15 protein-coding genes are annotated in these 25,992 nt (G+C 52.4%); 10 read left to right on the top strand and 5 right to left on the bottom strand.

Going from position 1 to position 25,992, the window contains the following annotated elements; genetic code table 11:
- Positions 1-40: 40 nt before the first annotated feature.
- On the top strand, positions 41-814 hold the full coding sequence (argB, locus tag BM123_RS01470; RefSeq protein WP_090165023.1) for an acetylglutamate kinase: 774 nt from the start codon (positions 41-43) through the stop codon (positions 812-814).
- Positions 815-993: 179 nt separating this feature from the next.
- Here the strand turns inward: argB and BM123_RS01475 are convergent, their stop codons facing one another.
- Entirely contained in the window at positions 994-3,060 is a 2,067-nt protein-coding gene (locus BM123_RS01475; protein ID WP_090165024.1) for a T9SS type A sorting domain-containing protein, read from the bottom strand.
- A 142-nt stretch (positions 3,061-3,202) separates the two neighbouring features.
- Positions 3,203-6,865, bottom strand: a complete 3,663-nt coding sequence (locus BM123_RS01480; protein ID WP_090165025.1) for a T9SS type A sorting domain-containing protein — start codon at positions 6,863-6,865, stop codon at positions 3,203-3,205.
- A gap of 184 nt (positions 6,866-7,049) precedes the next feature.
- On the opposite strand from BM123_RS01480, the gene BM123_RS01485 reads away from it, so the two are divergent.
- Together BM123_RS01485 and BM123_RS01490 are read left to right on the top strand one after the other, a co-directional pair.
- Positions 7,050-7,667: a response regulator transcription factor gene (locus BM123_RS01485; protein ID WP_090165026.1), complete on the top strand. Its 618-nt coding sequence runs from the start codon at positions 7,050-7,052 to the stop codon at positions 7,665-7,667.
- Between the two features lie 123 nt (positions 7,668-7,790).
- On the top strand, positions 7,791-9,743 hold the full coding sequence (locus BM123_RS01490) for a sensor histidine kinase (protein WP_090165027.1): 1,953 nt from the start codon (positions 7,791-7,793) through the stop codon (positions 9,741-9,743).
- A 34-nt stretch (positions 9,744-9,777) separates the two neighbouring features.
- Here the strand turns inward: BM123_RS01490 and BM123_RS01495 are convergent, their stop codons facing one another.
- The gene (locus tag BM123_RS01495) at positions 9,778-10,641 is read right to left on the bottom strand and encodes a YitT family protein (RefSeq protein ID WP_090165028.1); all 864 of its coding nucleotides are present in this window, start codon (positions 10,639-10,641) and stop codon (positions 9,778-9,780) included.
- A gap of 123 nt (positions 10,642-10,764) precedes the next feature.
- Between BM123_RS01495 and BM123_RS01500 the strand changes: the two genes are divergently transcribed.
- A complete protein-coding gene (locus BM123_RS01500; protein WP_175489216.1) occupies positions 10,765-15,753 on the top strand; it encodes a M43 family zinc metalloprotease in 4,989 nt (1,662 codons plus the stop codon).
- 144 nt (positions 15,754-15,897) lie between these two features.
- On the opposite strand, the gene BM123_RS01505 is transcribed toward BM123_RS01500, so the two are convergent.
- Positions 15,898-16,314 (bottom strand): DoxX family protein, encoded by a 417-nt coding sequence (locus BM123_RS01505; protein WP_090165030.1) that lies wholly within the window; start codon positions 16,312-16,314, stop codon positions 15,898-15,900.
- Positions 16,315-16,471: 157 nt separating this feature from the next.
- Between BM123_RS01505 and amaB the strand changes: the two genes are divergently transcribed.
- Positions 16,472-18,001, top strand: coding sequence for an L-piperidine-6-carboxylate dehydrogenase (amaB, locus tag BM123_RS01510; protein ID WP_090165031.1), 1,530 nt, complete (start codon positions 16,472-16,474; stop codon positions 17,999-18,001).
- 506 nt (positions 18,002-18,507) lie between these two features.
- Here amaB and BM123_RS01515 read toward each other — a convergent pair.
- Complete coding sequence (locus tag BM123_RS01515; protein WP_090165032.1) at positions 18,508-18,723, bottom strand: hypothetical protein; 216 nt, start codon at positions 18,721-18,723, stop codon at positions 18,508-18,510.
- 277 nt (positions 18,724-19,000) lie between these two features.
- Here BM123_RS01515 and BM123_RS01520 point away from each other — a divergent pair, with 277 nt between their 5' ends.
- From BM123_RS01520 to BM123_RS01540, 5 genes are all read left to right on the top strand, one after another.
- Positions 19,001-20,623: a DUF1800 domain-containing protein gene (locus tag BM123_RS01520; RefSeq protein ID WP_090165033.1), complete on the top strand. Its 1,623-nt coding sequence runs from the start codon at positions 19,001-19,003 to the stop codon at positions 20,621-20,623.
- Positions 20,624-20,671: 48 nt separating this feature from the next.
- Positions 20,672-22,222 carry a DUF1501 domain-containing protein gene (locus tag BM123_RS01525; RefSeq protein WP_090165034.1) on the top strand — a complete coding sequence of 517 codons (1,551 nt, stop codon included), beginning with the start codon at positions 20,672-20,674 and terminating at the stop codon, positions 22,220-22,222.
- Between the two features lie 125 nt (positions 22,223-22,347).
- Entirely contained in the window at positions 22,348-24,498 is a 2,151-nt protein-coding gene (gene dnaG / locus BM123_RS01530) for a DNA primase (protein ID WP_175489217.1), read from the top strand.
- Positions 24,499-24,712: 214 nt separating this feature from the next.
- Positions 24,713-25,273: a nitroreductase family protein gene (locus BM123_RS01535; RefSeq protein WP_090165036.1), complete on the top strand. Its 561-nt coding sequence runs from the start codon at positions 24,713-24,715 to the stop codon at positions 25,271-25,273.
- Between the two features lie 103 nt (positions 25,274-25,376).
- Positions 25,377-25,955 carry a GNAT family N-acetyltransferase gene (locus BM123_RS01540; protein WP_090165037.1) on the top strand — a complete coding sequence of 193 codons (579 nt, stop codon included), beginning with the start codon at positions 25,377-25,379 and terminating at the stop codon, positions 25,953-25,955.
- The last annotated feature ends 37 nt before the right edge of the window (positions 25,956-25,992 follow it).

The following is a 25,992-nucleotide window of genomic DNA, read 5'->3' on the forward strand; positions in this document are numbered from 1 at the left end:
TACCTTGCAACCTGCAACCCGCAACCTGATACTTGACCCCATGAACCTATCCGTAATAAAAATCGGCGGCAACATCATCAACAACCCCGCCGCCCTTCACGAAGCCCTGGACTATTTTGCCAGTCTGGTGGAACCTGCCATTCTCGTCCACGGCGGCGGCCGCAAGGCCAGCCAGGTTATTACCGAAATGGGCCGGGAACCGGTTATGATCGACGGGCGGCGTATTACGGATGAGGCTACGCTGGAGATTGTCACCATGGTCTACGCGGGCTTATTGAACAAGAATGTGGTGGCTCAGCTGCAGCACCGTGGCACTAATGCTATTGGGCTTAGCGGGGCGGATGCCAACGCCATCCTGGCCGAGAAGCGGCCGGTTAAAGACATTGACTATGGATTTGCGGGCGACGTAAAGGCCGTTAACGCTCCCCTACTCGATGGTCTGCTCCGCCTTGGGCTCAGACCGGTAATGTGCCCCATCACCCACAATCATAAAGGCCAGCTGCTGAATACTAATGCGGACACCATCGCCAACGAAACAGCTACCGCAATGGCTGCTCACGGATACGAAGTCTCCCTGCAGTATTGCTTTGAGTTCCCCGGCGTAATGCGGGACATTAAAGACTCCGATTCTGCCATCCCTTCATTGACTCCCGGGAGTTACGCCGACTTTAAAGCCGATGGAACTATTGTGGGCGGGATGATCCCAAAACTGGACAATGCCTTCGCCGCTGTGGGAGCAGGGGTGAAAGAGGTGGTCATTGGTGACCTGGCAGCTTTGCGCGCCGGCAAAGGTACCCGGTGTACGCGTGCATAGCCAGGAAGCGGAAGAGTTGGGTTTTCAGGAGACCGTTTTTCCAGCCCGGAAACTTCTCATTCTGCCTTTCTCGTCCCGCACCCGTTCTTTCTAACACAAAAAAGGGCCGCCACTTTCGCGACGACCCTGGGGACAAAACCAAATGTGTCTAAGGTGTATTCTAAAAGGATAACCTTCTCTTAGCGAAGAACGATGCGGGATATACCGTTTGCTCCATTGGCGGAGGTAAAACGTAACTGATAAACACCCGCCGGCAAGCCCTGAATGTCCATTTGGTGCGTTGCTTCCGCAAAGCGAATGGACTCAGCCCGGAGCATGCGACCGGAGGCATCGAAAAGCTCTATTGTCCCTTCGGTGGTGTTAGTGGGAAGTTCTACAGTTACTAAGCCGCTCGTCGGGTTGGGGTAAACTTTGAGGTGACTTACGTTGAGTGTTCGCGGGCTAAGCAGGGAGGTGGTAATTGCCTCCAGATCATGGCGAACAATGTAGCCGCCGTCGCCCCCCGTAAAGTAGTATTTACCGTCAGGGGTCATCTCTCCCGAGCGGTGGCCAAAACAGGTTCTGGCGGGTGTCGTCCAGGTTTGTCCATTGTCCGTGCTACGCATCAAGAGTCCGTCGTTGCCACTCCATTCACTAACGTAGATATCTCCGTTACTGCGGCGGCGGTAATCGTACCCTCCGGCGATAGAATTACCAGTACCCCAGGTCATTCCACCATCGGAAGTAATATAACGGGTAGAGGCATTAGAAGCCCACCCATTTAGCTTATCGGCAAAGAAAATGCCCCGCAAATTTCTGCCAGGTGAGGCCGTCATTGTCCAGGTAGCGCCTCCATCCTGTGTGATCGCCGCTTCAGCGGTGGTAATTAAGGCTCCGAAGTTATTGTCCAGAAAGAAAAGCTCGGAAGCAGAAAGCCCAAGGTCATGCTGAACAGGATTAAAGCTGTTTCCGTCCGCAGAAACCGTTACGGAATAATTGGTTCCGTGGAGGTAAAGCTCTCCGTTGGGCTTAAGGTAGAAATCCGAGATACTTTCTCCGTCCGGAATGACGCCAATGGGGAGCAGGTCAACAAAAGAGTCTCCACCGTCCCGACTAATTCGGACATCACCATTTACAATAATGATCAATTCATTAGCGGAGAGTGCCAGTAATCTGAAGGTACGGATTTGTTGCCCCGTAGGTATCCAGGTTTGGCCTGCGTCGGTTGTTTTGATGAGATTAGGGGTGCCGTTCGCGGCTGCATATCCAACGGTGGGAGTAGCGAAGCTGATTTCCTCAATAGTGCCACGGGGATGTTCATTTACGTCTATCCATTCAGCGGCGCCTTCGGCGAGGTACATAATCTGATTGTAAGAGTTGGCCGCGAAGAGGTCATTGCCCCGGCGGTGAACGCCTCTGTTGAATCGTTCTGCTCCGGAGGGAGAAGTACGCGCCCAGGTAACTCCTCCGTCGAGGGTTTCCTGAATAACACTGACGACGGCTCCGCCGAGAACACGATCCGCCGAAAGGGCTTCCATCCAGACGAAACTGGCTGGTAATCTTTCGGTGTTACGCTTGGTGAAGGTCTGACCTCCGTCCGTAGTACCATAAAAGTCTCTGGGAGAGTCGAAAATAAAGCCGGTATTTTCGTCTAACCAGGTGATCAGACGAATACTTGCGGGGTGATCGTAGCCCGTAGCGGTCCAGGTCACGCCACCATCGGTGGTTTTATAGAGTCGTTCGTTAGTTCCGTAGAAGCCGATGTTGCTATCGAGGAAATAGAAGTTGCTGGAAGCAAATTCAGGCAGAGTGATGTTTACCCAGGTATTCCCGCCATCGGTAGACCGTAAGGCATTAGAAGAGTTTCCGGACGCGAAGACGGTAGTATTCGTCAGCCAGTGCAAATTTCCGGCTTCAACCTCTGTTTCAATGGATCTCCAGGCTCCGCCGTTTTGCTGGCGGTAGAGGTCAATGCCACCAACCACTACCAAAGCGGCGGTAGCACAACCACCGGGAGGACAGGCTACGGAAGAATACTGCTCATCACCGCCGGCAGGGCCATCAACCAGTTGCCAGTCAGCAGCATTGCCGCTGGAGTAAAGGAGAACACCACAGCTGCCGCCGGCGTAGCCGGCGCCCATGTCATCGACGTGTACATCCTGTAGTTTAGAGGCATAGCCTACCGGATAAACGGATGGATCTATTTGAGAGGATAATGAAGTAGAGAACAACAGGATTCCCACAAGAGCAAATAAAGGAGACTTCATAATAATTGAGTTGATAGGTTATAAAAAAGAGCGATAAAACGAATAAAATGAGGCGGGGTAAGCGGACATCCGATTTAGCGCGTCCGAACCGGTTTTCCCTTCTATTTGAAAAGACGTTCCTGACGGTCTAAATCCATATATGTTAGCGGGCGACGACCCGCAGAACGGCACCAGACGCAAGCATCCGGAGGGTGTACACCCCGCTCTTCAAATCCAGATTCTGCACCTGCGCTCCGTCGCCCAAATGTTGGAAACGTGCAACTTCCCGCCCCTGAAGGTCCAGTACCTGCACCTCGTCCGCGACGGCGGAATACACGGTCAGCGCCCCGGAGAACGGATTGGGGTAAGCCCGCTCCTGACCGAAGGCAACATCGACTAACAGCACTTCGCTAAAGCTGAAAGTCCCGTTAAAATCGACCTGACGGATCCGGTAATAATTGCTCCCCGGCAGCGGGCTTTCGTCCAATAAGGTGTAGGTGTTTTCTCCGGACCCACTATCAGCCATTATTTCGCCAATGGAAGCCCAGTTGCGGGCATCCGCACTTCTCTCCACCAGAAATTTTTCGTTATTGATTTCTTCGACTGTCACCCAATCGAGGCGAACGGTCTTACCGTCCGGCGTGGCCACAAAGCTTTTCCAACTCAGGGGTAGTAATGAACAGGCAGCTTCTACCTCTGCGTTGCTGGAACAATCGAAACCATTATTGGCAAAAGAAGTCGATACGGAAGGGTCAGCGACTGCATTACAAAAGCTCTCGATGGCACAATCAGACAGATCGGTGTTGCCGGAAACAATCAATTCATCGAGCACGGTTTTGTCCTCCAGCCCGCTCAGGTTGGCCAGCGCGGTATTATTTTCCATCTGCATATTAACGACCGAGCCACCGCTCGCCAGTCGCCCTCCGCTGGGCGGGCCAAGAGCACTGATATCCGTAAGCAGATTATTATTATCAATTGCCAGATTCTGCAAATCTCCCACTACGTTGTCAAGTCCATCCAATGAGGTTACTGATAGATTATCAATGATCAGACTTCCCGTTGCAGCCTCACCACTACCGCTACCGATTGTGGTCAGGTTAAAAAACGGGGTAAGCGACCTGACGCCCGCGAGGTTTTGCAGCATCAAACTCTCTACGGATTCCAGATTAAAGAAAGGCGAAAGCGTGAGGAGGTCAGCCGCATCGACAATATTTAGCGAAGCGGGCAGGTTGACACAATTAGGGTAATTCTGAAGGAACTCATCAGCATCCGCCTGGCTGCCGATCATCACATCCTCCTCCGGGCAGATGGTACCACAGGGATTTCCGTTCGAGCAGAATTCTGTTTGAAAAGAAGCAGCGGATCCCCCCAGCGGTAAGCCGTCATTTCCAGAAAAATTGGTAGTTACCCCGGAACAAAGCGAGGAGTAGGCTGCCGGATAGCACCCCGTCAGTGCATTATCGTTGAGAAAGAGTTCCGACAGAGATGAAAGATTCCCCAGGAAGGCGGGCAGCGGCCCGTCGAAGGAATTCCCCGCAGCCCGGTATTCGGTCAGGTCCGGGGCATTCAACACGGGTAAGGGGCCGGCGAAATCATTGTCAGAGATGTTGAACTCCTCCAGATTCACCAGATTACTGACGTTAGTCGTCACCAGGCCCGTCAGGTTATTCCCATCCAGGCGTAAGAAACGGAGCGTTGTTGTAGCCGCAATACTCACCTGGAACGGTCCGATAAAGTTATTCTCTCCCAGCAAGAGGCGGTTAAGCACACCATTATCATCAAAAGTACCGGGCAGTAAGCCATTCATGTTATTGTTCTGCAGGTTGAGGGACTCGAGCGCAGGGATCGTTAACAGCTCTGCAGGGATGGCCCCCGTAACATTAGTATTAGAAATTTCGATGGACCGAAGCTTCACCATTGCCTGCATGCCCAGGGGTAAATTTCCGGTGATTTCATTTCCACTCAGCCCAAGTAACTCCAGGTTGACCAGATTAATAATAGAAGCGGGAATCGTACCCTCAAGTAATGAGTTAGAATTCAGGTTGAGCCCAATCAGTTGGGTAGCGTTACCAACGTTAGTCGGAATGGAACCCGTGAGGTTATTGGTGAAGAGCGAAAGCCCCTCCAGATTGGGCAGATCAAATATTTCAGCAGGGATTGGTCCGGTAAGGTCCGGATTCAGGGTGATACTTATGGTGCGCAGGCCCGTTAGTTGGCCAATCTCGGGAGCGATTGTACCCACCAGGTTATTATTGCCAAAGGTCCTGATCTCCGTTACCTGGCCATCGGTACAGCTGATGCCAAACCAGGTGCCGTCGCAGGGGGTGCAGTTGGTGCCGGCAGCACCGGCCGCCCAGCCGGTATTATTAGTCCAGTTGGGTCCGCCGGCGGCGTTGTAGAAGGCTAACAGAGGAGCCAGTTCAGACGCACACTCAGCCTTGATTTCCGCTTCAGAATTGCATCCGGTAGCGTTATTCGTGAATGCATTTAAAGGCAATAAAATCGCAGGGTCCAAAATGGCAGTACAGATCGACGAAATACTACACTCGGAAAGATTTGTGTTCCCCTGAAAATTGATGAAGGGGCCGACAATAACTATATCATCAACTTCGCTAATATCCTCCAGCAGAGGGTTATTTAATATGAGAAGTGTATTAAAAACATTCCCCTCTTTATCAAATGGAGAAAGAAAATCAAGGGTTTCAATAGTAGAACAACCGGTTATGCTAATTGAGCCATTTAGCTCTGCACCAGCCATGGCGCTGAGATCATAGACTTCACTGGTAAAAGATATCGAAATGCCTCCAAGCGAGGTGACGGAGTTAAAGGGCACGAAGTTCACTCCGGTCAGGCTGGCTAAAACCAACTTCCCGCCTACGGTCTCCAGTGGGAGAAATCCATTAGCCATTGTTGATTCCAGGTTATGAAGGCGCTGAAAAAGGAGGTCTCCCCCGACAGAAACCAGTCCAAAACCATCAATGTTCTGCAAGCTTGAAATGTCACGGTATATTGCATTCCCCCCTACGGTGACTAAGTCCAGTGCTTGCAAATTATTGGCATCATCTTCCACGAGCAGATCCCCTGGCAGGTTTACGCAGTTGGGATAGGCGGCCACAAAATCAGCAATTTCCTGATTAGTGGTAAGTGTCAGGTTAGTGGGGCAATCCGGATTACCGAGGCAGGCCGCCTGGGCTTCGAAAAAGTTAGCGCAGTTGCCCGTGTTCCCGGAGATGGTCAGGCTGGCTACCGGGGCGGTGATGGCAGCACAGATGCCCGAGGCGGCACAGTCGGACAATACGGCGTTATCGGCAATAGTCAGGGCGGTGGAAACAGCTACGTTTGCCAGGCCATCCAGGTTTTCCAGATTGGGGTTATCGGAGATGACAAGTGAGCCGGCCGACTCAACATTGTCCAGCACGTTAATCGTTTTCAGGCCGGGGTGGTTGCGAATAAGAAATTGATTGCCAACTGTTTCCAGGGAAAGGGCGACAGAGGCCAGGTCGCTGGTAAAATCGAGGTCAGAAAGGCCGAAGGAGCCATCAACTACCTGCAGTTGGGCCAGGCCCTCCAGGTTATCAATGGGGGTGCTGCGGATGGTCAGGTCGCCGGCTACGTAGACGACGTCTTTGAAGGGGATCAAGTCCGTGACGTTATTCTGAATATTCAGGTCGCCGTTGAATTCGGTACAATCAGGGTAAGTGGCGAAGAAGGCAGCCACTTCAGCGTCGGTTTCCAGCACCACGTTTCCGGCAGGACATTGGGCGCGGCCGCTGGTGCAAAGGAAGGCTAAAAGGCAGAGGAGGAAAAGGAGTCGGACTAACTTCATAGCAGGTTAGATTATGGGATGTTGGTTTGTGTCTACGGCAAAGTTGGGCCCACCCTCACCTCCTTTTCCTCACCCAAATGGGTGATTCCGGCACCATCCGCTGTCTTTTGTGCAAATGGAGGCTTTATTAATTCACCCATTCGGGTGAGTTGTTTATCCCTGTTAGCGGGCTTACTTTGTGACCATGACTCCTTCACCTAAGAGTATATTAATTATTGAAGACGAGGCAGTTATTGCCATGGAGATTGAAGCCGCCCTGCGGTCTCTCGGTTATCGCATCGCGGGTAAGGCCCGTAATGGCGACAAAGCTCTCGACCTGCTGGCCAGCACAAAGCCCGATCTTGCGCTGCTGGACATTGAACTTAAGGGCACCCTCAACGGCATTGACCTGGCGCGCATTATCCGGGAGAAGTACAACTTCCCCTTTGTTTTCCTGACCGCTTTCTCTGACCGGGCAACACTGGACTCCTTGCGGGACACCCTACCCTACGGCTATATCGTCAAGCCCTTCAACGAAAGCGACCTGTACACCACCATTGAAATCGCCCTGGATAAATTTGCCGCTGAGCAAGCCCCCGTTTTCCCTACTATCCTTTCTCTCAACGAGCGGCTTAAGGAGCCGCTCACCGAACGGGAATACGAAACACTTCAACTACTCGACGAAGGTCTCTCCTACCGTGAAATCGGCGAGCGGCTCTTCCTGAGCGTCAACACCGTAAAATCTTACCAGAAAAATCTGTTTGCCAAAATCGGGGCTTCTTCCCGCCATCAGGCAGTCAGTTGGGTGAGAGGGGGGCGGTAGTATGGTAGACGGTAGTGTTGTAAGTGCAAATGCGGGACTGGACTATTCATCCAGGTCTCTACCGTTCTACCGTCTACAGTTCTACCGTCTACCGAATCCAAATTCATCTTCTATATTCTAGTCATGTCCGCCATCTTCACCCACCGGGGTCTCTTCCACTGCTCTGTTATCCTCTTACTCTGCACCTGCGGCAGCGCCTCTTTATTCGCTCAGCTGAACAAGGATCCGCTAAAGATATTTCGGGACAGCGTGCACCTGCGCATCAGCACGCTGGAAAGTGATTCCTCTATTCTGGTAGAATACATCACGCTGGCCGCTCGCCACCGCAACCCGGATACGGCCCGTGCCCGGGCATACCTTGACACCGCTGCGCAGATGGTTAACCGCAATCCAAATCCTTTTGACATCGGTGGCCTGGAATACGAAAGAACCCGTTTTTTACGCCGGGTGAATGAAGCCGGGAAGGCCAGAGCATCCATTAACAAGGCCATTGAGGCTTACGCCCAGATTGATTCGACGAAGTTTTTATCTCAGTGTTACGGAGTATCCGCCGAGATGCACCTGCGGGCCGGAGAAGTTGATAAATCGATTGAACAATACCAAAAATCCATTGAGCTGGCCCGCAGCATTAATGACCCGCGGCAGGAGGCTACGATGCTCAATTCACTGGGGTTGCTACACCGGCGGGTTGGCAACCTGGATGAAGCCTTAGAATACCTTGTTGTAGCCGGTGAAAAAGCGGAAGAATTGGGAGAATCACGTGTTGTGGCTTCTGCCATTAATAACCGGGCCATTATTCATAAAACCAGGCGGGAATTCCCGGAAGCCCTGCTACTTTATAAAAGAGCGATGGAACTGGCGCTGGCCGAGACACCGCTCGATGAAATGGGGGTTGGTTATGTCCACAACAATCTCTCCGGGGTTTACAAGGAAATGGGACAACCAGAACGTGCGTTGGTAGAGTCCCGCCTGGCCTACGATATCTTCTCCCGCCTCGGGGGGCCGAGGGAGCAGTGTGCTGCCCTCATCGGTATGGGAGTGAACCTGGCGGATCTGGATCGGTTTCAGGAGGCCATTCCCAGCTACCAAAAAGCCATTACTATTGGCAAAGACTACAATATGTTTCAGGTGGCGGCCCTGAAGGGTATTGCTCAGGCCTACAAGGGTTTACGCCAATTGGACAGCACGGTACACTACCTGGAACTGGAAGCCAATCTACGACAGGAGATCAAGGAAAAAGAGCGTATCAAGGTACTGGCCGATATGGAAGGCAAATACCAGACCGCAGAAAAACAACGGGAAATTGATAAACTCGAATATGAGGAAAAACTCAGCCAGGCCCGCATTCAACGGCAGGGATGGATCATTGGCCTTGGTCTTTTGGCGCTCAGTATTGTTTCCTTCCTGCTCTACCGGGTGTTTCAGCAAAGGCAACGAATTTCGGAACAGCGCCAGCAGTTGTCCAAATCACTGAAGGATAAAGAGACGCTGCTAAAAGAGATCCACCATCGCGTGAAGAACAACCTTCAGATGGTGAGCAGTCTGCTCTCTCTGCAAAGTCGGTATGTTTCGGATGACACCGCCGTAGCGGCCCTGAAGATGGGCAACAGCCGGGTACGGAGTATGGCTCTGATTCACCAAAAGCTTTACATGAGTGATGAGGTGAGTACTACCGTAAAAGCAGGAGAGTATCTGCAAAAATTGCTGGATGAGTTGGTGGGGAATCTCACCCCTCCCGGATTAGCCTTAACCACCAGTACGGATTTAGAAGACCTTGAGTTAGACATTGATACTATGATTCCGATGGGCTTAATTGCCAATGAGCTGGTAACGAACTCCTTGAAGTACGCTTTCAAGGATCGTCAAAAAGGAACGATTAGTTTATCCCTGAAAAGGCTTGACGGCAAGATCACACTCCATCTGTCAGACGATGGCATTGGCACTGCTAAAAACCCCGCCGAAGCGCCTGAGTCTTTTGGCTACCTTCTCATTAATTCTCTCAGCGAACAGCTGGAGGGTGAACTTGCGGTAGACGGAAACGACGGTATGAAAGTGACGCTTACCGTCCCTGATTAAAGAATTTAGAAATGGATACTTTAAGGCAATGAGATTAGTGTACCCCTTTCTTCTTCACCATTCCGCCGTAAGTATCATTGATACTGCTCATGGTAAAGAAAGCAGACTCATCGACGCTGCGAACGAGCCTCGTCAGTTTACTTATTTCCAATCGGGTAATCACGGTATAAATGATATCTATTTCATGGCCTTCTTTACTGCTGCGATAACCTCCCCGCCCGCGGTAGATAGTCACGCCGCTTCCTAATTCCTCCACGAGGATACGGCGCACCTCTTCTGACTGCTGACTAATGATGGTTACTCCCGTGTATTCTTCGATTCCATCGATTACGAAGTCAAGGGTCTTGGAAGCTACGATGTAAGTAAGTAAGGAGTACAGCGCCTGTTCAACGGAAAGCAGGTAGGCAGCAGCTCCGAAAATGACGATGTTAATCAGGATGACCCAGTCGCTCACCTTCAGCCCCAGTTTTCTGCTCAGAAAAATGGCCAACACCTCGGTTCCGTCCAGCACACTGCCCCCACGCATGGACAAGCCGATTCCCGCTCCCAGAAAAAAGCCACCAAAAACGGCAACCAATAATTTATCATCAGTCACCTCCGGGAAGTGGACCGTGTAAATGGTAATCGCCAACAGGGTAATGGCGATGGCTGTTTTCACCGCAAAACGCTTTCCAATAACCCAACGGGCCAGCACCAAAAAGGGTAAATTAATGGCCACCAGTAATACGGAAAGTCGCCAGCCAGTCAGGTTGGCTACCAAAAGAGAAATCCCCGTTACGCCACCATCAATAAATTGATTGGGCAACAACAAACTTTCCAGCCCGAAGGCAGCGGAGGCGACGCCAAGGATTATAAAAATCAGATCCTTCAGGTTGTTAAGAAGATGGGTTTTACTCATGCGCAAAGAACGCGATACTATGGTGAACAGTTCTTACCAATCGTTAAAGGTTTCAACTACAATCATACCCGGCAGATATGTTTTGTAACTTTCCTCTTATCCCAAAAACACCCCTCCGATTTAATGCTATCTCCCTTTCGTTTTCTCACGACGCTCTTCGTTCTTGCTTTTTGTCTCCCCCTGTTTGGTCAGTCCGGAGAAGAGCACCTTAATTGTGCTACCGATGAGCTCCACCAAAAGCTTCGGGCGACTGCCCCTGCTTACGGTGAGGACCTCGACGACCTGGAAGCAGCGTGGTCCCGGGAAGCCCGAAAGGCAAGGCTCCAAAAGTCCAGCCCGCCCCCGTTCGTCCTTCCCATTGTTTTTCACATCGTCCACCAGAACGGGACGGAGAATATATCTAACGCAGACATTCAGCGTAGCCTTGACTTTACGAATCAGGCCTTTGCCAATACGGGCTACTACGATCAGGGCACAGGTTCCCCTACCAACATTGAGTTCTGCCTGGCGCGAAGAGACCCTGACAACCAGGCCACCAACGGCATCAACCGCATTGTGTCCCCGCTAACCGATCTGGATAGTGATAACGATCGGGACCTGAAAGACCTAAGCCGTTGGGAACCCCGCGACTATGTCAACGTCTGGGTCGTCAAAGAAATCTGCGGGCTGGGGCTGGGCTGTGGCGTGGCGGGCTACGCCTACTACCCCAGCGCACATGGCGGCCGGGTGGACGGCATCGTCGTAGAAGCCCGCTGGCTGGCGGGCGATGAAGCCAAAGTCGGTGTCCTCATTCATGAGCTCGGTCACTACCTGGGCCTGCGCCACACCTTTGACGGCGGCTGCACGAATGATGACTGCACGACCGACGGAGACCGGGTTTGTGACACGCCTCCGGATCAGTCTAAAGTAGCCGTCCCTTGCTCCGGAACGTCCAATAGCTGTACGACGGATACTGACTCCGGGTTCGCTACTGACCAGAACGACATGTTCATCAATTATATGGACTACGGCTTCTTCAGCTGCTACTCAGCCTTCACCGCCGGACAGCGTGACCGGATGCACTTTTTCCTCGACGGCAGAAGAAATAGCCTGCTGGAAAGCCTTGGCTGCCTCAATCCCTGCCCGGCCGTAGTCGACGCCAGCTTCAACGGTGGAGACGTGACGGTAGAAGCGGGTACTACCCTCAACTTCACTAACCTGAACAGCAACGGCGACAGCTATGAGTGGAGCAGCAACGGAACGACCTTCTCCACCAGCTTTAATGCCAGTCGGCTGTTTGACCAGACGGGCACTTTCATCATTCGTCTCAGGGCAGAGAGTAATGACAATCTCTGCCTCTCCGATGAGTTTGAGCAGCGGGTCACCGTTATCTGCAGCGTTACCGCTGGCTTCACCCCCCCGGATACGCTGGAGGTCGGCAGAGAACTCCTTTTCATCAATACCTCCAGTACACAAATGAATACAAGTTGGACGGTCGACAACAGCTCTGCGGGCAATGACCCCGACCTCGTTCAGACTTTCGACAGTCCGGGATTATACAATATCTGCGCGGAGGTTGACAATGGCTTTTGTGATGACCGGTTCTGCCGGCTGATTTTCGTCCGGGAACCTCCATGTACCGGCCCGGGGTGCCCCGGGCAGGGAGCGGACACCTGTACGGCAGCTTTTGTCCAATCGTACATCCGCCCGGACGATGAAACGGAGGGTACATTCACTACTGTACTCCCTCGTAAAGACGGGCAGTTTGTTGGTGGCAGGCTCTTTAATTCTCCCATCGTGCTTTCCCTTGCGGAAGACGGAACACCGCTTTGGCAGACGCAGCTTTTCCCGGGAGGGGACCAGGGCACGATCATCGAAATGATGCTCGATGGAGAAGGAATGCTGGCCGGAATAGGTCGAACGGAAGAAAGAGAGGGAGGATCAACGAGCACCAGAAACGCCTTTGTCTTCAGGATTGACCCGGCTAACGGAAACCTGTTGTGGGGCCGTAGTTTTTCGTTCTTTGAAGGAGCCGATTTCAGGGCAATCCTTCAGCCAGGCCTGATGGAAGATTATACACTTATCGGCAATCATGCCACCCCAAACAGCGGCACAGAAAGTGGTCTCTTCCTTCGTATCGACCCCGCTACAGGAACCATCACTGATCTGCCTAAACTCTTCAGGTCTAATGGAGTCACCTTCGAGCGTGCCCTGTATGATTCCGCCGCCGGATTATACCAGGTGGTGGGTGATGCGGCTGTTTCCAGTATGAGCGCCGGGCTGCTATACGTGACACTGGACCTGGGCGGAGAAGTTTTCTCTTCGGGTATATTAGACAACGTAACCGCCCGTGGCTTTTTCTACGATCTGATTCAGGAGGGTAATCACCTGGTGGCAGCCACCGATCGGTTCCCCGCCGGGGTGAATGGGTTTACTACTCACTTATATAAGATTGGTCCGGAAAACGAGCTCCTCTGGAATCGTTTTTATACTGAAGGAGGTAGCCCACTCCCCATACTTGACCTTGACCAAAACGGTATCGGATACCTGCTGCTGGCCAGGGGCCTTGGCGCTACGCTGGTGCTTATTCAGACGGATCGGGATGGAAACGTCGTCTGGGCCAGACGATACTCCGGGGTCAATTTCAACAATGCGTTACGCTCTGAACTCATGGCGGTGGCCGGAGAGAATATTTACCTGGCCACCCAAAGTGGTGGGCAGCTGCCTACCCTGCTACGCCTGGAGGCAGACGGGAGCAGCGCCAGCGACTGTGTACCCGATGAGCTGATTGACGTTAGTAGTCAGCGAGTGGAAGTTCAGGGAAGCAATCTGGACCTTTCCACGATCGATCTGCAAGCACAGGGGCAACGGTTTTTTTCGGAGCCTTTCAGCCTGGTGGTCAATGGGGAGAGTTGCCGGGAGCCCTGTGACACGATAATGGTAACTGAGCCCGAAATCTGCGACAATCAAATCGACGACGACGGCAACGGCTTCACCGACTGCGAAGACCCCGCCCTGATTAATACCTGTTGCTGTATCGACGGGCCAAGGCTGGGCCTCGGTCCGGACACCCTGCTGTGCCGGGGCGATACGCTGCGGGTAGCCATCGACAGTTCCATCGTCAACTACCTCTGGAGTAACGGTGATACAACGGCAACAACTGAGATCACGGAGCCCGGGAGGCTCTGGCTGACGGTTACCGACAGCTGCGGTCGCACGGCTACTGACACCATCACCCTGCACCTGCGGCAGCGCCCCCAACTGCTACTTGGCCCGGACACTACGCTGTGCAGCAACGCCGTCATTCCGCTGCTCGCACAAGACGGTTTTGCCAGCTACCAATGGGTGGATGGCAGCGATGAAAAGAGCTTCACGGCCTACGATGCGGGCAGCTACTGGGTCATCGCGACTGACTCCTGTGGCGGCGTACAGACCGACACCGTAAACGTGACGATTGACCCCGTCACCGTGATTGATTTGGGGCAAGACACCACCATCTGCCCCGGCGATACTCTGACCTTTTCGGTGAGTGGGTTCAGTAATTACCAATGGTCACAGAGCAGCTTTATTGACTGTACGGACTGCCCGGAAGTTCGCTTTGCCCCCACCAGCGATACGCTACTGCTCGTAGCGGCTGATGCCGGCCCCGGTTGCTTCAGTTCTGACAGTATTCGTATCCGGATGGCACCAACCGCCGGCCGCCGCGACAGCCTCTTTATCTGCGCGGGCGACAGCACGATTTTTGCGGGAGACACACTTACTACTGAGGGGCAATATTATGGTGCGAACCAAAGTCTGACCTGCGCCATCACCGATACGCTCGACCTGTTTTTGCTCGATACCTTCTATCGGCTGGATACCCAATTCATCTGTGCGGGCAGTTCCACCATGCTCTTCGGCGAAATGGTCAGCGAAGCGGGAATTTATTCCCAAACCTTGCCCGCCATCAACGGATGTGACAGTACACTGGCCATCGAACTCCTGCTGCGGCCCACCTTCGAAAGCTTCGACACCCTGCGTATTTGCCCGGGAGATTCGGCCCGCATTTTCGGAGCCTTTGAACGGGAAACCAATGATTTTTCCCGGACCTTACCCAGTCAGTTTTTATGCGACAGCACGGTGAACATCCGATTGGAGGTGAGTGGAATTGACTTCAGTGTCCGGCAGACCAGCAGCAGTTGTGAGGGCGCGGCCGCAGGTGTAGGGGAGGTTATTATCAGCAATGGATTACCGCCTTATCGCATCCGCTGGAGCAGCGGAGACAGCAGCCTCCGCGTCGAAGGGTTGGCAGCCGGTGATTACACCCTTACCGTCACCGACGCCGCCGGCTGCGCCGCGGCCAGCACACTTTCCATCACCGCCTCCTCTTCCGCGCAACTCAGCCTCTCCCCCACCGCCGAAAGCTGCCCGGGCGAGAACGACGGCTCACTGCGCATCACGGGTACCCAGGCCGGGCTCAGCTTCAGTCTGGATGCTCAATCTTTTAGCCCGGACTCCACCCTTCAGAACCTTGCTCCGGGCGATTACACCCTCTTCGTCAATGACACCACCGGCTGCGATCAACAGCTGACTTTTACCATTGATGCCGCCACCGGGTTTTTCCTTGATTTGCCACCGGATCAAAGCATCCGTTTTGGGGACTCCCTTACCCTGACTCCGAATACGAATCTTCCCGCCGAAGTCCCCATCCTCTGGCTCACCTCCGAAGGAGCCGGCTGCCCCGGCTGTGATGAGCTCACGCTCCGTCCCCTGGAAACCGTGACGGTCTTTGCCTCTGCCAATGGTGGCAGTTGCCCCGTTGCGGACTCTACCACCATTAGCGTTGTGCGCGGAGAACTCTTCTACGTGCCCAATGCCTTCAGCCCCAACGGCGATGGTGTCAATGATGAATTCCGGCTTTTCCCCGGCCCGGCGGTAGACCGAATCCTGTCCTTCAGCGTCTTTGATCGATGGGGAGGACGCGTCTTCTTTCGGGAGGACCTCGATCCCGCGGCAGCCCTCGCTGGCTGGGATGGTAGCCGCGAAAACGGTGGCACCGCACCGCAGACGGGCGTCTTTGTCTACCTCGTCGAAGTCCGCCTCCTCAACGGAGAGATCGTCAAAAAAGCCGGGGATGTTACGATGATGCGGTAGTGGTTCCTGGGCCGACACGAACGAGGCCAAAGGTTCCCGGTTTGTGAATCAGCGGTAGCTGCCTTAACCGTAAAGGTTTCACAGCCAAAGTCGCTGCACTCCCTTGCCCAGATCGGAGCTGGAGCTCCTCCTCCCAAGGAAAAATCAAACGTTAGTGGTAGCAAATATCCGCCGCAGCCGGTATTTACCGGAAACGTGGGTGGCTGCGATGAGCAGGCCGCCCATAATGGCAATATTCTTCATAAAAAGAATGCTTTGCAGCCGGTACTCCGTGGAATCTGCCGGTTCTGTCCAGAAATCGTGTACGACAAAAGTGAGCGGAATCCAGTAAATCAGTAGCAAGACCGCACCTGTCCGCATCCGGTAGCCCAATAGTAGCGTAATGGCCCCCACCAGCAATAAGAATATGGCACCGTAAAGAAAAAAGTCCTGGTTCCAGGTCAACCCGTAAATGGTCATCGCTTCCTTATTCAATCTCTCATAGGCAAAGTAATCATATGCCTCAAAAAAGAAAATGAAGGAGAGAAGGATCCGGCCAAGGAGATCGAAGATGTCTTTCATTGTGGCGAAGGTACGACGGGGGAATCAGACGATGAATTGATCGTCCGTAATGCGAAGCCATTTTCAGTTTGCCATAGCCCTGCTTATGGTATGCTTCCTCTCTAAATCTCTCCTCCTAAACCCTTACCTTTGCGCCCTCTAACCAACCACCACGATCATGAACTTGGATTTCCTTCAGGAACTAGGCCTCAAAGCTGACAACGACGGCACCAGCACCGGCCAAACCAGCCACCACAATTCTGCAGAGCACATTGCTTCTTACAGCCCCGTTGACGGTAAGCTGATTGGCAAAGCAAGCGTTACGACTAAAGATCAGTACGAAGCGGTCATTCAGACGGCTCAGACCGCCTTCAAACACTGGCGCACGGTACCGGCTCCTCAGCGGGGGGAAATCGTTCGTCAATATGGTGATGCACTACGCCAACACAAGGATGCTCTTGGCCGCCTGGTTTCCTACGAAATGGGCAAAAGCCTGCAGGAAGGTTGGGGTGAAGTACAGGAAATGATTGACATCTGCGACTTTGCCGTAGGCCTGAGCCGCCAGCTGTACGGTCTGACGATGCATTCCGAACGTCCTATGCACCGCATGTATGAGCAGTGGCACCCGCTGGGCATTGTTGGTATCATTTCTGCCTTCAACTTCCCCGTTGCCGTATGGAGCTGGAACAGCATGATTGCCCTGGTTTGTGGCGACGTGACCGTTTGGAAGCCTTCCGAAAAAGCCCCCATGTGTGGCATTGCCTGCCAGAACATCTGGGCGAAGGTGGCTAAAGACAACGACCTGCCCGAAGGCATTAGCAGCCTCGTGAATGGCGATTACAAAATCGGCGAATACATGACCAAAGACGGCCGGGTTCCGCTGGTCTCTGCCACCGGCTCTACCCGAATGGGTAAGATCGTAGCACAGACTGTTGGCGCACGCCTCGGAAAGTCTCTTCTCGAATTGGGCGGTAATAACGCAATCATCATCACGGAGACGGCGGATATGGACCTCGTCCTGACCGGCGCGCTCTTCGGCGCCGTAGGTACTTGTGGTCAGCGTTGTACTTCCACCCGCCGCCTCATTGTTCACGAAAGCCGCTACAACGAAGTTCGCGACAAACTCAAGGCTGCCTACGGTCAGCTTCGCATTGGAGATCCGCTGGACACCAACAATCACGTGGGCCCGCTGATCGATAAAGACAGTGTCAATACTTACCTCAAAGCCATTGAAAGCATTAAGGCCGAAGGCGGCAAAACGGTCGTCGATGGTGGTGTATTGGAAGGCCCCGGTTACGAGAGTGGCTGCTACGTAAAGCCCTGCTTCTTCGAAGTAAAGGCTGACAGCAAAATGGCTCAGCACGAAACCTTCGCTCCCATTCTGTACATCATGCCTTACTCTACACTGGAGGAAGCCATCGAGATCCAGAACAGTGTGCCCCAGGGGCTCAGCTCTGCGATCATGACGACCAACATGCGGGAGAGCGAACTCTTCCTCAGCACGGCTGGCTCTGACTGCGGAATTGCCAATGTTAACATCGGCACTTCCGGTGCCGAGATTGGCGGTGCCTTCGGTGGTGAAAAGGAAACTGGTGGTGGCCGCGAGTCCGGCTCCGATAGCTGGAAGGCTTACATGCGCCGGCAGACGAATACCATCAACTACTCAACGACCCTGCCATTGGCGCAGGGGATTAAGTTTGATTTGTAGCAGGTTGCAGGGTGCAGGGTGCAGGTTGCAGGTTGCAAAATTTACGGGTTGTAGTGCTACAAAGGCATTACAACCCGTCTTTTTTTTGCTTAACTCTCCTCAAATAAAACAATGCTCAAAAGGTGAGTAACAGTGGCAACCTGCGAACTCGCAACCTCCCACCTGCCCCCCCTAAAAAAAACTGCCCCGGTCATCGTAGAAACGACGCCGGGACAGTCCACACACTATGAGAACACCCATTAAGTCTTGAAGCGGCGGGCACGTTAAACCGGAGTAGCTCCGTGCGTTCCCGCTTTCGTTAGTATAGACGCTTAAAACGCGAAAAGTATGCGTCGCAGAACGTTAAAGAAAGTTAAAAGGAGCTGAAAGCCCCGTAAACATTAGGCCTGCGAAAAAAGACTTTCACTTAATTGACGTGGAGGTGACAGTCGATAAAGGACAATCTGCTGCGTAAGCGAGCGCAGAGCCTACCTCTGAATCTGTATAAGACCTGGCTAATTGGGGAGTCATTCAATTGGAGAGATTAGATATTCAGAAACGTTGAGCACTTTATTCTTAGCTCCACCCGCAAAATTGCTGGTGTTGTAGCTATTTGGCAATTTCCAGTCGCATTCTACTCTGCCATTACCAACGGCAATACTTCCCGATTTTTGCCAGAACCAATGGGCTAACGCCCGAAACTTCCGTTTTCCTGCAACACTGTCTTTTTCCAGCGAATCCATTCGAAGGTCATACTATACCATATCCGCTTTTGGCCGATCACAAATCAGTGCTCAACGGACATCGGTAGTCAATCCGTGTACTGCCCTTAAAATTTGATAACAGGTCACATAGCTACAAAACGTAGAGGCCGTTTCTCATTGAGGCCTCTTTCGGCTCAATTTTCATAACAAATGAGCAAATCAGCCACTGTCGGTTGCTTCCCGGTAAAGAAATGCACTACTTAAGGTCCTCAAATCTCTTTACTCAAGCAATAGTAAATTCAATGCGACCTGTCTTATGGTAAACATAACTACTGATCTGACCTTGCGGGGCCTCACTACTTATAACGGTGAATGGACTACTACCCAGGCCAGTCACTTACTACGCCGAACAGGGTTTGGCTTACGCCCGGAAGAAGTGACTCAACTGACGGGTATGGACATGGAAGCAGCGGTGGACTTACTATTAGAAGAACGCCCGCTCCCCTCTCAACCCATTAACTATAACTTCGAAGGTGACCCCAACGTAGGAATAGGGGAGTCATGGATTGGGAAGCCTCTGATTGCCGGAGTTAATGTAAATCAGTACCGCTTACAATCTTTACGGGCCTGGGTCTATGACAACATCCGTAAAGAACGACTCTCGGTGAGAGAACGAATGTGCGAATTCTGGGTCAATCATTTCGGAATTGCAGGCGGTGGGCAGGCGCAGGTTCGCTATGACTTTCATATTCTATTGAAGGAGTTTGCGCTCGGCAACTTCAAAGAACTGATGAAGAGAGTTACCATTGATAAAGCCATGTTGGTGTTCCTTAATGGAAACCAAAGTTTTGCAGCTTCTCCCAATGAGAACTACGCACGTGAGTTACTTGAGCTTTTTACTGTTGGCAAAGGACCTCAAATTGCTCCGGGAGACTACAGCAATTACACCGAGCAGGATGTGCGGGCGCTTGCACGGGCACTGACGGGATGGCAAACCAGGCAGTTGTTCAGTACTAACCCAATTCACTCCCCCGAAGCATATTTTGATCTTAGTCGACATGACATTTCGGATAAAGAATTGAGCTACCACTTCAATGGAGATGTGATCACTAATGGGGGTATTGATGAGTACAAGCACGTAATTGATCGAATTTTCGAACAGTCAGCCGTTGCAAGGTTCATCTGCCGGAAACTATACCGGCATTTTGTCTACTACAAGATTTCTGACGTCGTAGAGACTGAAATTATTGAAGGTCTGGCCCAGATATTTGAAGAGAACAACTTTGAGATCAGACCCGTATTACGCGCTCTGTTCACCTCTGACCATTTCTACTCTACTGATTATTTGGGGCCAATGATCAAAAATCCTTTACAAATGGTGGCGGGAACCATGAGGACTTTTAATCATGACCATCAATTTGAAGCCTTACAAACAGATCAGAAGCGACGACTCTTCATCTACTACTATTACCGGGCAGCCGTAATGGATATGGATTACTTCAACCCGCCTTCCGTAGCAGGTTGGGAAGCGTACTACCAACAACCTGGTTTTTACCGCATCTGGATTAATAGTAGCACCCTGCAGGAACGAACTCGTTTTACCCAGACTATGACAAGTCTGAACGGAGTAGGCATAGGAGAAGGTGGCTTTGGTTATTACGATTACCTAGAGTGGATAGAGCAGATTGAAGAATCTACTAATCCGGACCAACTGATAAAGGGGATATCGGATATCCTATTACCCATACCACTTTCAGACGAACAGCGGGTCATTCTTAAAGAGGCTCTCATTCCTGGGCTACCAGACTTTGAATGGACCGTTGAATACGGGAACTATTTAGCTAACCCTAATAACGGGGATGTTAAAAACAGTGTAGCGGCCAAGCTTCGCAATTTGTTTAGAGCCTTTTTCGGCCTGGCAGAATTTCAATTAGTTTAAACACAACGTATTCCAGGAGTAGGCTCCAGAATAGGCAAACAAACATCAATGAATCGTCGCAATTTTCTTCGAACTGGCGCAGCTCTGGGTATTCCTGTTTTAGCGGGAGCCCCACTTAGTGCTTCTCTGACCAATGGATTACGTTCCTTAGTAAATCCGGATTCAGACCGTGTCCTGGTCCTCATCCAACTGAATGGAGGAAATGACGGGCTAAGTACCCTGGTACCCGTCAATCAATTTGACAAATTGATGCGGGTAAGAAGCAACCTGATGGTTCCCCAAAACCAACTCCTTGGCATTGATGGTGACCTGGCTTTTCACCCGGCTGCCGTAGGAATGCAACGAATCTATCAGGATGGAAAGATGACCGCCATTCAGGGTGTTGCTTATCCTGACCAAAACAGATCCCATTTCCGGTCTACAGACATTTGGACGTCCGCATCCGACGCTAATGAACTGGTGACCAGTGGCTGGATCGGACGCAACTTTGAATATGACAATCCCGGATTTCCGGAAGGCTATCCTAACGAGGAAGCACCCCACCCATTTGCCATTGCCATGGGGAGTCAGGTTAGCCAAACCTGTCAGGGAATAGGCACCAATTTCAGTATGGCCGTTACGGACCCGTTCAACCTACTGACTCTGGCAGGTGGAGGTAATGCTCCATTACCCGATAACTTTTACGGAGATGAATTAAGCTTTCTCAGAACCAGCATTGTACAGGCCAACGCCTACGGAGACGTGGTTCAGCAAATAGCCGAACGGGGCCAAAGCACCGCGACTTACCCGGACACCAGATTCGCCCGTGAACTAAAAAACGTTGCTCAACTCATTAGCGGAGGCTTGCAAACGAAGGTATACGTAGTTAGCCTTGGCGGCTTCGATACACACGCCAATCAAGTAGTCGGAGGCAACCCTGCCAATGGGATCTACAGCGATCTTTTAACCACATTAAGTGAAGGGCTTGCAGCCTTCCATCAGGATATTCGCGCGTTAGACCTTGAAAACCGGGTGTTATCCATGACTTTCTCTGAGTTTGGTCGCAGAATTCGGTCTAACCAAAGCATGGGCTCTGACCATGGTACGGCAGCGCCACTATTTCTCATGGGGGCCTGTGTTAAGGCGGGCATCCTTGGTAACAATGCAGAGATCGGAGACGCTGTAACCACCGACGAAGGAGTTGCCATGCAGTACGATTTCCGTGACATCTATGGTACTGTCTTCCAGGATTGGTTTGAGCTCGACCCCGAAAGAGTCCGAGAGCTTCTGTCACACGACTACGTTCACCTGCCGATACTGGGCGGCTGTGGCGCCACCAGTACGGAAGACAATAGCTCTCCGACAAACCTGGAAGTCCGATTATGGCCAAACCCTACAGCAAATAACGCTCAAATAAGGTTTGCAATTCCGGGCGGAGAGACTGTCGACTTGAGTATCAGTACCTCCTCCGGCCGGTTGCTTAAAACTATCTTTAAAAGAAAGCTGGCAGCGGGGAATCATCAGTTCTCGTTGGATATCAGTAGCTATCCGGCGGGGGTGTATTTCGTTCGCCTGCAATCTGGTGCAACAGTGACAACGCAACGGATGGTTAAGCTCTAAGACGCACAAAAATTGCGGTAAGCTTAAGGAAGGAGCACCTTTCCTGAAGGTTTGATCCCATGATGGATTTTATTTGGGGCATCATTTCCCATCCTTCAGGTTCAGACCCGTATCTTGGGCCGAGCATGATTACCGACGAAAGCATTCAATTGGTCAAAGACACCGCCCGCATCGAAGATGTGGTGGGTGACTACGTGAACCTAAAGCGACGGGGACAAAACATGCTGGGCTTATGCCCCTTTCATAATGAGAAGACCCCAAGCTTCAACGTTAACCCTGCCCGTAACATTTACAAGTGCTTTGGCTGCGGGGAGGGAGGTGATCCGATCAAGTTTTTGATGACCCTGGAGCAACTCTCCTACCCCGACGCCATCCGTAAAATTGCCGCCCGCTACAACATTAAGCTGGAGGAAAAAGAAGTAAGTCAGGAAGTTCGGGAAGAACGGCAGGAGAAGGAAGCCCTTATTCTGGTCAATGAATTTGCGCAGCAATGGTTCGCAGACCAGCTGTACAACACGGACGAGGGAAAGAGTATCGCCCTGAGCTATTTCAAAAGCCGCGGCTTCCGCCGCGAGGTTATGGATAAGTTTGGCCTCGGCTACGCCCCGAACGCCCGTAACGGTCTGCTGAAAGCCGCCGTTGCGGCGGGCTACAAAGAAGAGCAACTCGACAAGCTTGGACTTACCCGGAATAAGAAAGACTTCTTCTGGGACCGGGTAATGTTTACCATTCACAACCTGAGTGGTAAGCCAATTGCTTTTGCCGGGCGTATCCTGAAAAAGGACGTCAAAGCGCCGAAGTACGTCAACAGTCCGGAATCAGAAATTTACTACAAGTCAGAGGTGCTCTACGGCCTGCACCAGGCAAGGCAGTCGGTGCGAAAGCTCGATAACGTCTATATGGTGGAAGGGTACACCGACGTGATCAGCCTGCACCAGAATGGCATCGAAAACGTAGTGGCTACATCGGGCACCAGCCTGACGCCGGGCCAGGCCCGGCTGGTGAAACGGCAGACCGAGAACGTCACCTTGCTCTATGACGGGGATAAGGCCGGCATCAAGGCCGCGCTGCGTGGCGTGGACGTACTGCTGCTGGAGGGGCTCAACGTCCGGGTAGTCATCCTGCCCGACGGCGAAGACCCTGACAGCTATATGCAGCAGGTGGGCACAACGGCCTTTCAGGAATTTCTGGAGAAAAAGCGGCGAGACTTCCTCTTTTTCAAAGCAGATCTTTTACTGGAAGAAGCCGGGGACGACGTGGCGGCGCGCAGCGACGCGATCCGGTCAAGCATCGCTACCCTTGCTCTGGTGGAAGACCCGCTGAAACGAGCGGGCTACCTACAGCAGTTCACCGGTCGGCTTGGGCTGGAGGAGAGCTTACTCGTCAACCTGGTCAACCAGGCCATCGCGGATCGTCGTGTGCAGGCCCAGAAAGAAATGGAGCGGGAGGAGCGCCGCCGGGAACGCAACGCCCGTGCGGAGCGGCAGCAGCTGCCGCCGGTTCGCCCACAGCGCCCGCCAACTCCAACGGAGTCCACTCCTCCGCCGCCAAAAGCAGACCCAACGGACGACGAATGGGCCGGCCTCCAGGAACCTTCCTGGGACGGTATGGAAGAGCCCTCCTGGGGAGGAATGGACGTAGCTGAAATGCCACCGCCGGATTTACCGGATGTACTTCCAGAACGAGAAGAAGACACTGCTTCCGCTGGTGGAGACTTACTGATGTCCGGTCATTCTTATCTGGAACGAGACCTGGCCAAACTGCTCATCAATCATGGCAGTAAGATTTACGAGAAAGAAAAAAATCAGTCCATAGCCGCTTTTCTGACGGCAAACGTGGCTGACGTACTGAATGACTTTGACAACGATCGGTTTAAGAAACTGGTGGTGCTGGTAACCGACTACGTAGGCCAGCATAAAAACGGACCTGCCCCCGAATGGTATCTCAACCATCCGGAAGAGTACGTTCGTATTCTGGCGCAGGAGTTCATGAAAACAGCGCACACCCTGAGCCCGAACTGGAAAGACAAATATGGTCTTCGCCTAAGTCAGAAGCCCCCCGAGGAGAATCATAAGCTGGCCGCTGAGATATTCCTGCGGATACTCCGCATGGCCAAGGTTGACCGGAAGCTACGGGAGAACACCCGCAAGATTGCAGATTTTCAACGGCAGGGAGACGAAGCGAACATCATACGGCATATTCGTTTGCAGGATAAACTCAATCAGATAAAAAAGGAACTGGCAGCGGGTCTTGGCACGGTGGTGATCACGAAGTAGCCCTCTACCCTGCATTCATCAACTTTCCATTGCATCCTGCGGCCCCGCGCCTGATGAACTGTCGATGTCCTGCTTCATCCAACGCACAGCGTCTCCTTCATTGCCAACAAAAATATTTCGGGCTAAACCACTACCTTGCCGCGAAGGTTAACACAATAGCTCCGGCCGGCAAAATGCAGCAGCGCCAAAAGGCCAACAAACCAAAAGACCAAGCATGCTTTCCCACATTAAGAATCGTCGCTCCGTATATACCCAGTTTTTCACGGATAAGCCCGTTGACAAAGCCATTATCAGTGCGCTCCTTGACGCGGCTAATCACGCCCCTAACCACAAGAAAACGGAACCCTGGCGTTTTCGGGTGTATACTGGTGATGGAAAGAAGCAACTGCACCAGGAGGTCGTTTCTGTCTTTGAAACCTTGCGCGGCCCGGATACCTGGAGTGAAAAACTGGAGAAAAAGTTTAGCGGTTTCTTTACCAAAGCACCAGTAGTAATCGCCATTTTCCTCCACCGGGACCCGGCGGAGTCTTTACCCGAGTGGGAAGAGGTCGCTGCGGTTGGCTGCGCCGTTGAAAACCTCTGGACCAGCCTCGACTCCTACAACCTTGGCGGTTATTGGTCAAGCCCCACCTTCCTGTGTGACAGCTACGGGCAATGGCCTTCTGCCGCCGATAACGAAAAATGCCTTGGCCTCTTCTACCTGGGCTACCATGAAGCTCCCGAACTACCACGGCAGCGCGGAGACTGGGAGGAGAAGGTTACCTGGATCGAGTAAGCATTAAACGACAGCCCTCAATTCCAGCCTCGTAGCAGTATACCGCTCTCTTTGGCGGTAACTACTACAATACTACCGGACTACATTACTACACTACTAAAGAATGCGCCCTCAACTTTTCAACATCGATACTGCCCTGCTTACGAGTAACTGCGTGGTCCGCCGTTTCCGGGAAAATGAGGGAGGAGTATTCCGGAATCTCATTGAGCAAAACAAGGACTATCTGCAAGATCATTTCCCGATCCTGGTAGCGGAGGTCGGGGCCGATGACGATAGCGCCGAGTGTTTCCTGCGCGAACGAATTGCTGCCTGGCTGTTGCAGCAGGATTATGCTTTCGGCATCTGGCACAATGAGTCAACGGAGCTGATTGGTTATGTACACATCTTCGACATTAATTGGGAAGTCCCCATGGCGGAAATCAGCTACTTCATTGATAAAGACCACATGAAACAAGGGCTTATGACTGAAGTACTCGCCCGGGTGCTTCGCTTTGTTTTCCGCCAGCTGGAGCTCGAAAAAATTTACCTGAAGACCCTGTCAGACAACTTTGCCAGCCAGCGGCTGGCCCGCCGGGTAGGTTTCAGCCGGGAAGGAGATCTCCGCAACGAGTTTCGTAAACCCGGTGGCATGATTGCCGATCTGGTGCGCTTCGGCTTTAGCCGGGAGACTTATGGAGAGTGAGGGGTGGTCTTGTAGTCTTGTAGGCCTGTAAGCTACC

The organism is Neolewinella agarilytica, assembly GCF_900110645.1.
Taxonomy (GTDB): domain Bacteria; phylum Bacteroidota; class Bacteroidia; order Chitinophagales; family Saprospiraceae; genus Neolewinella; species Neolewinella agarilytica.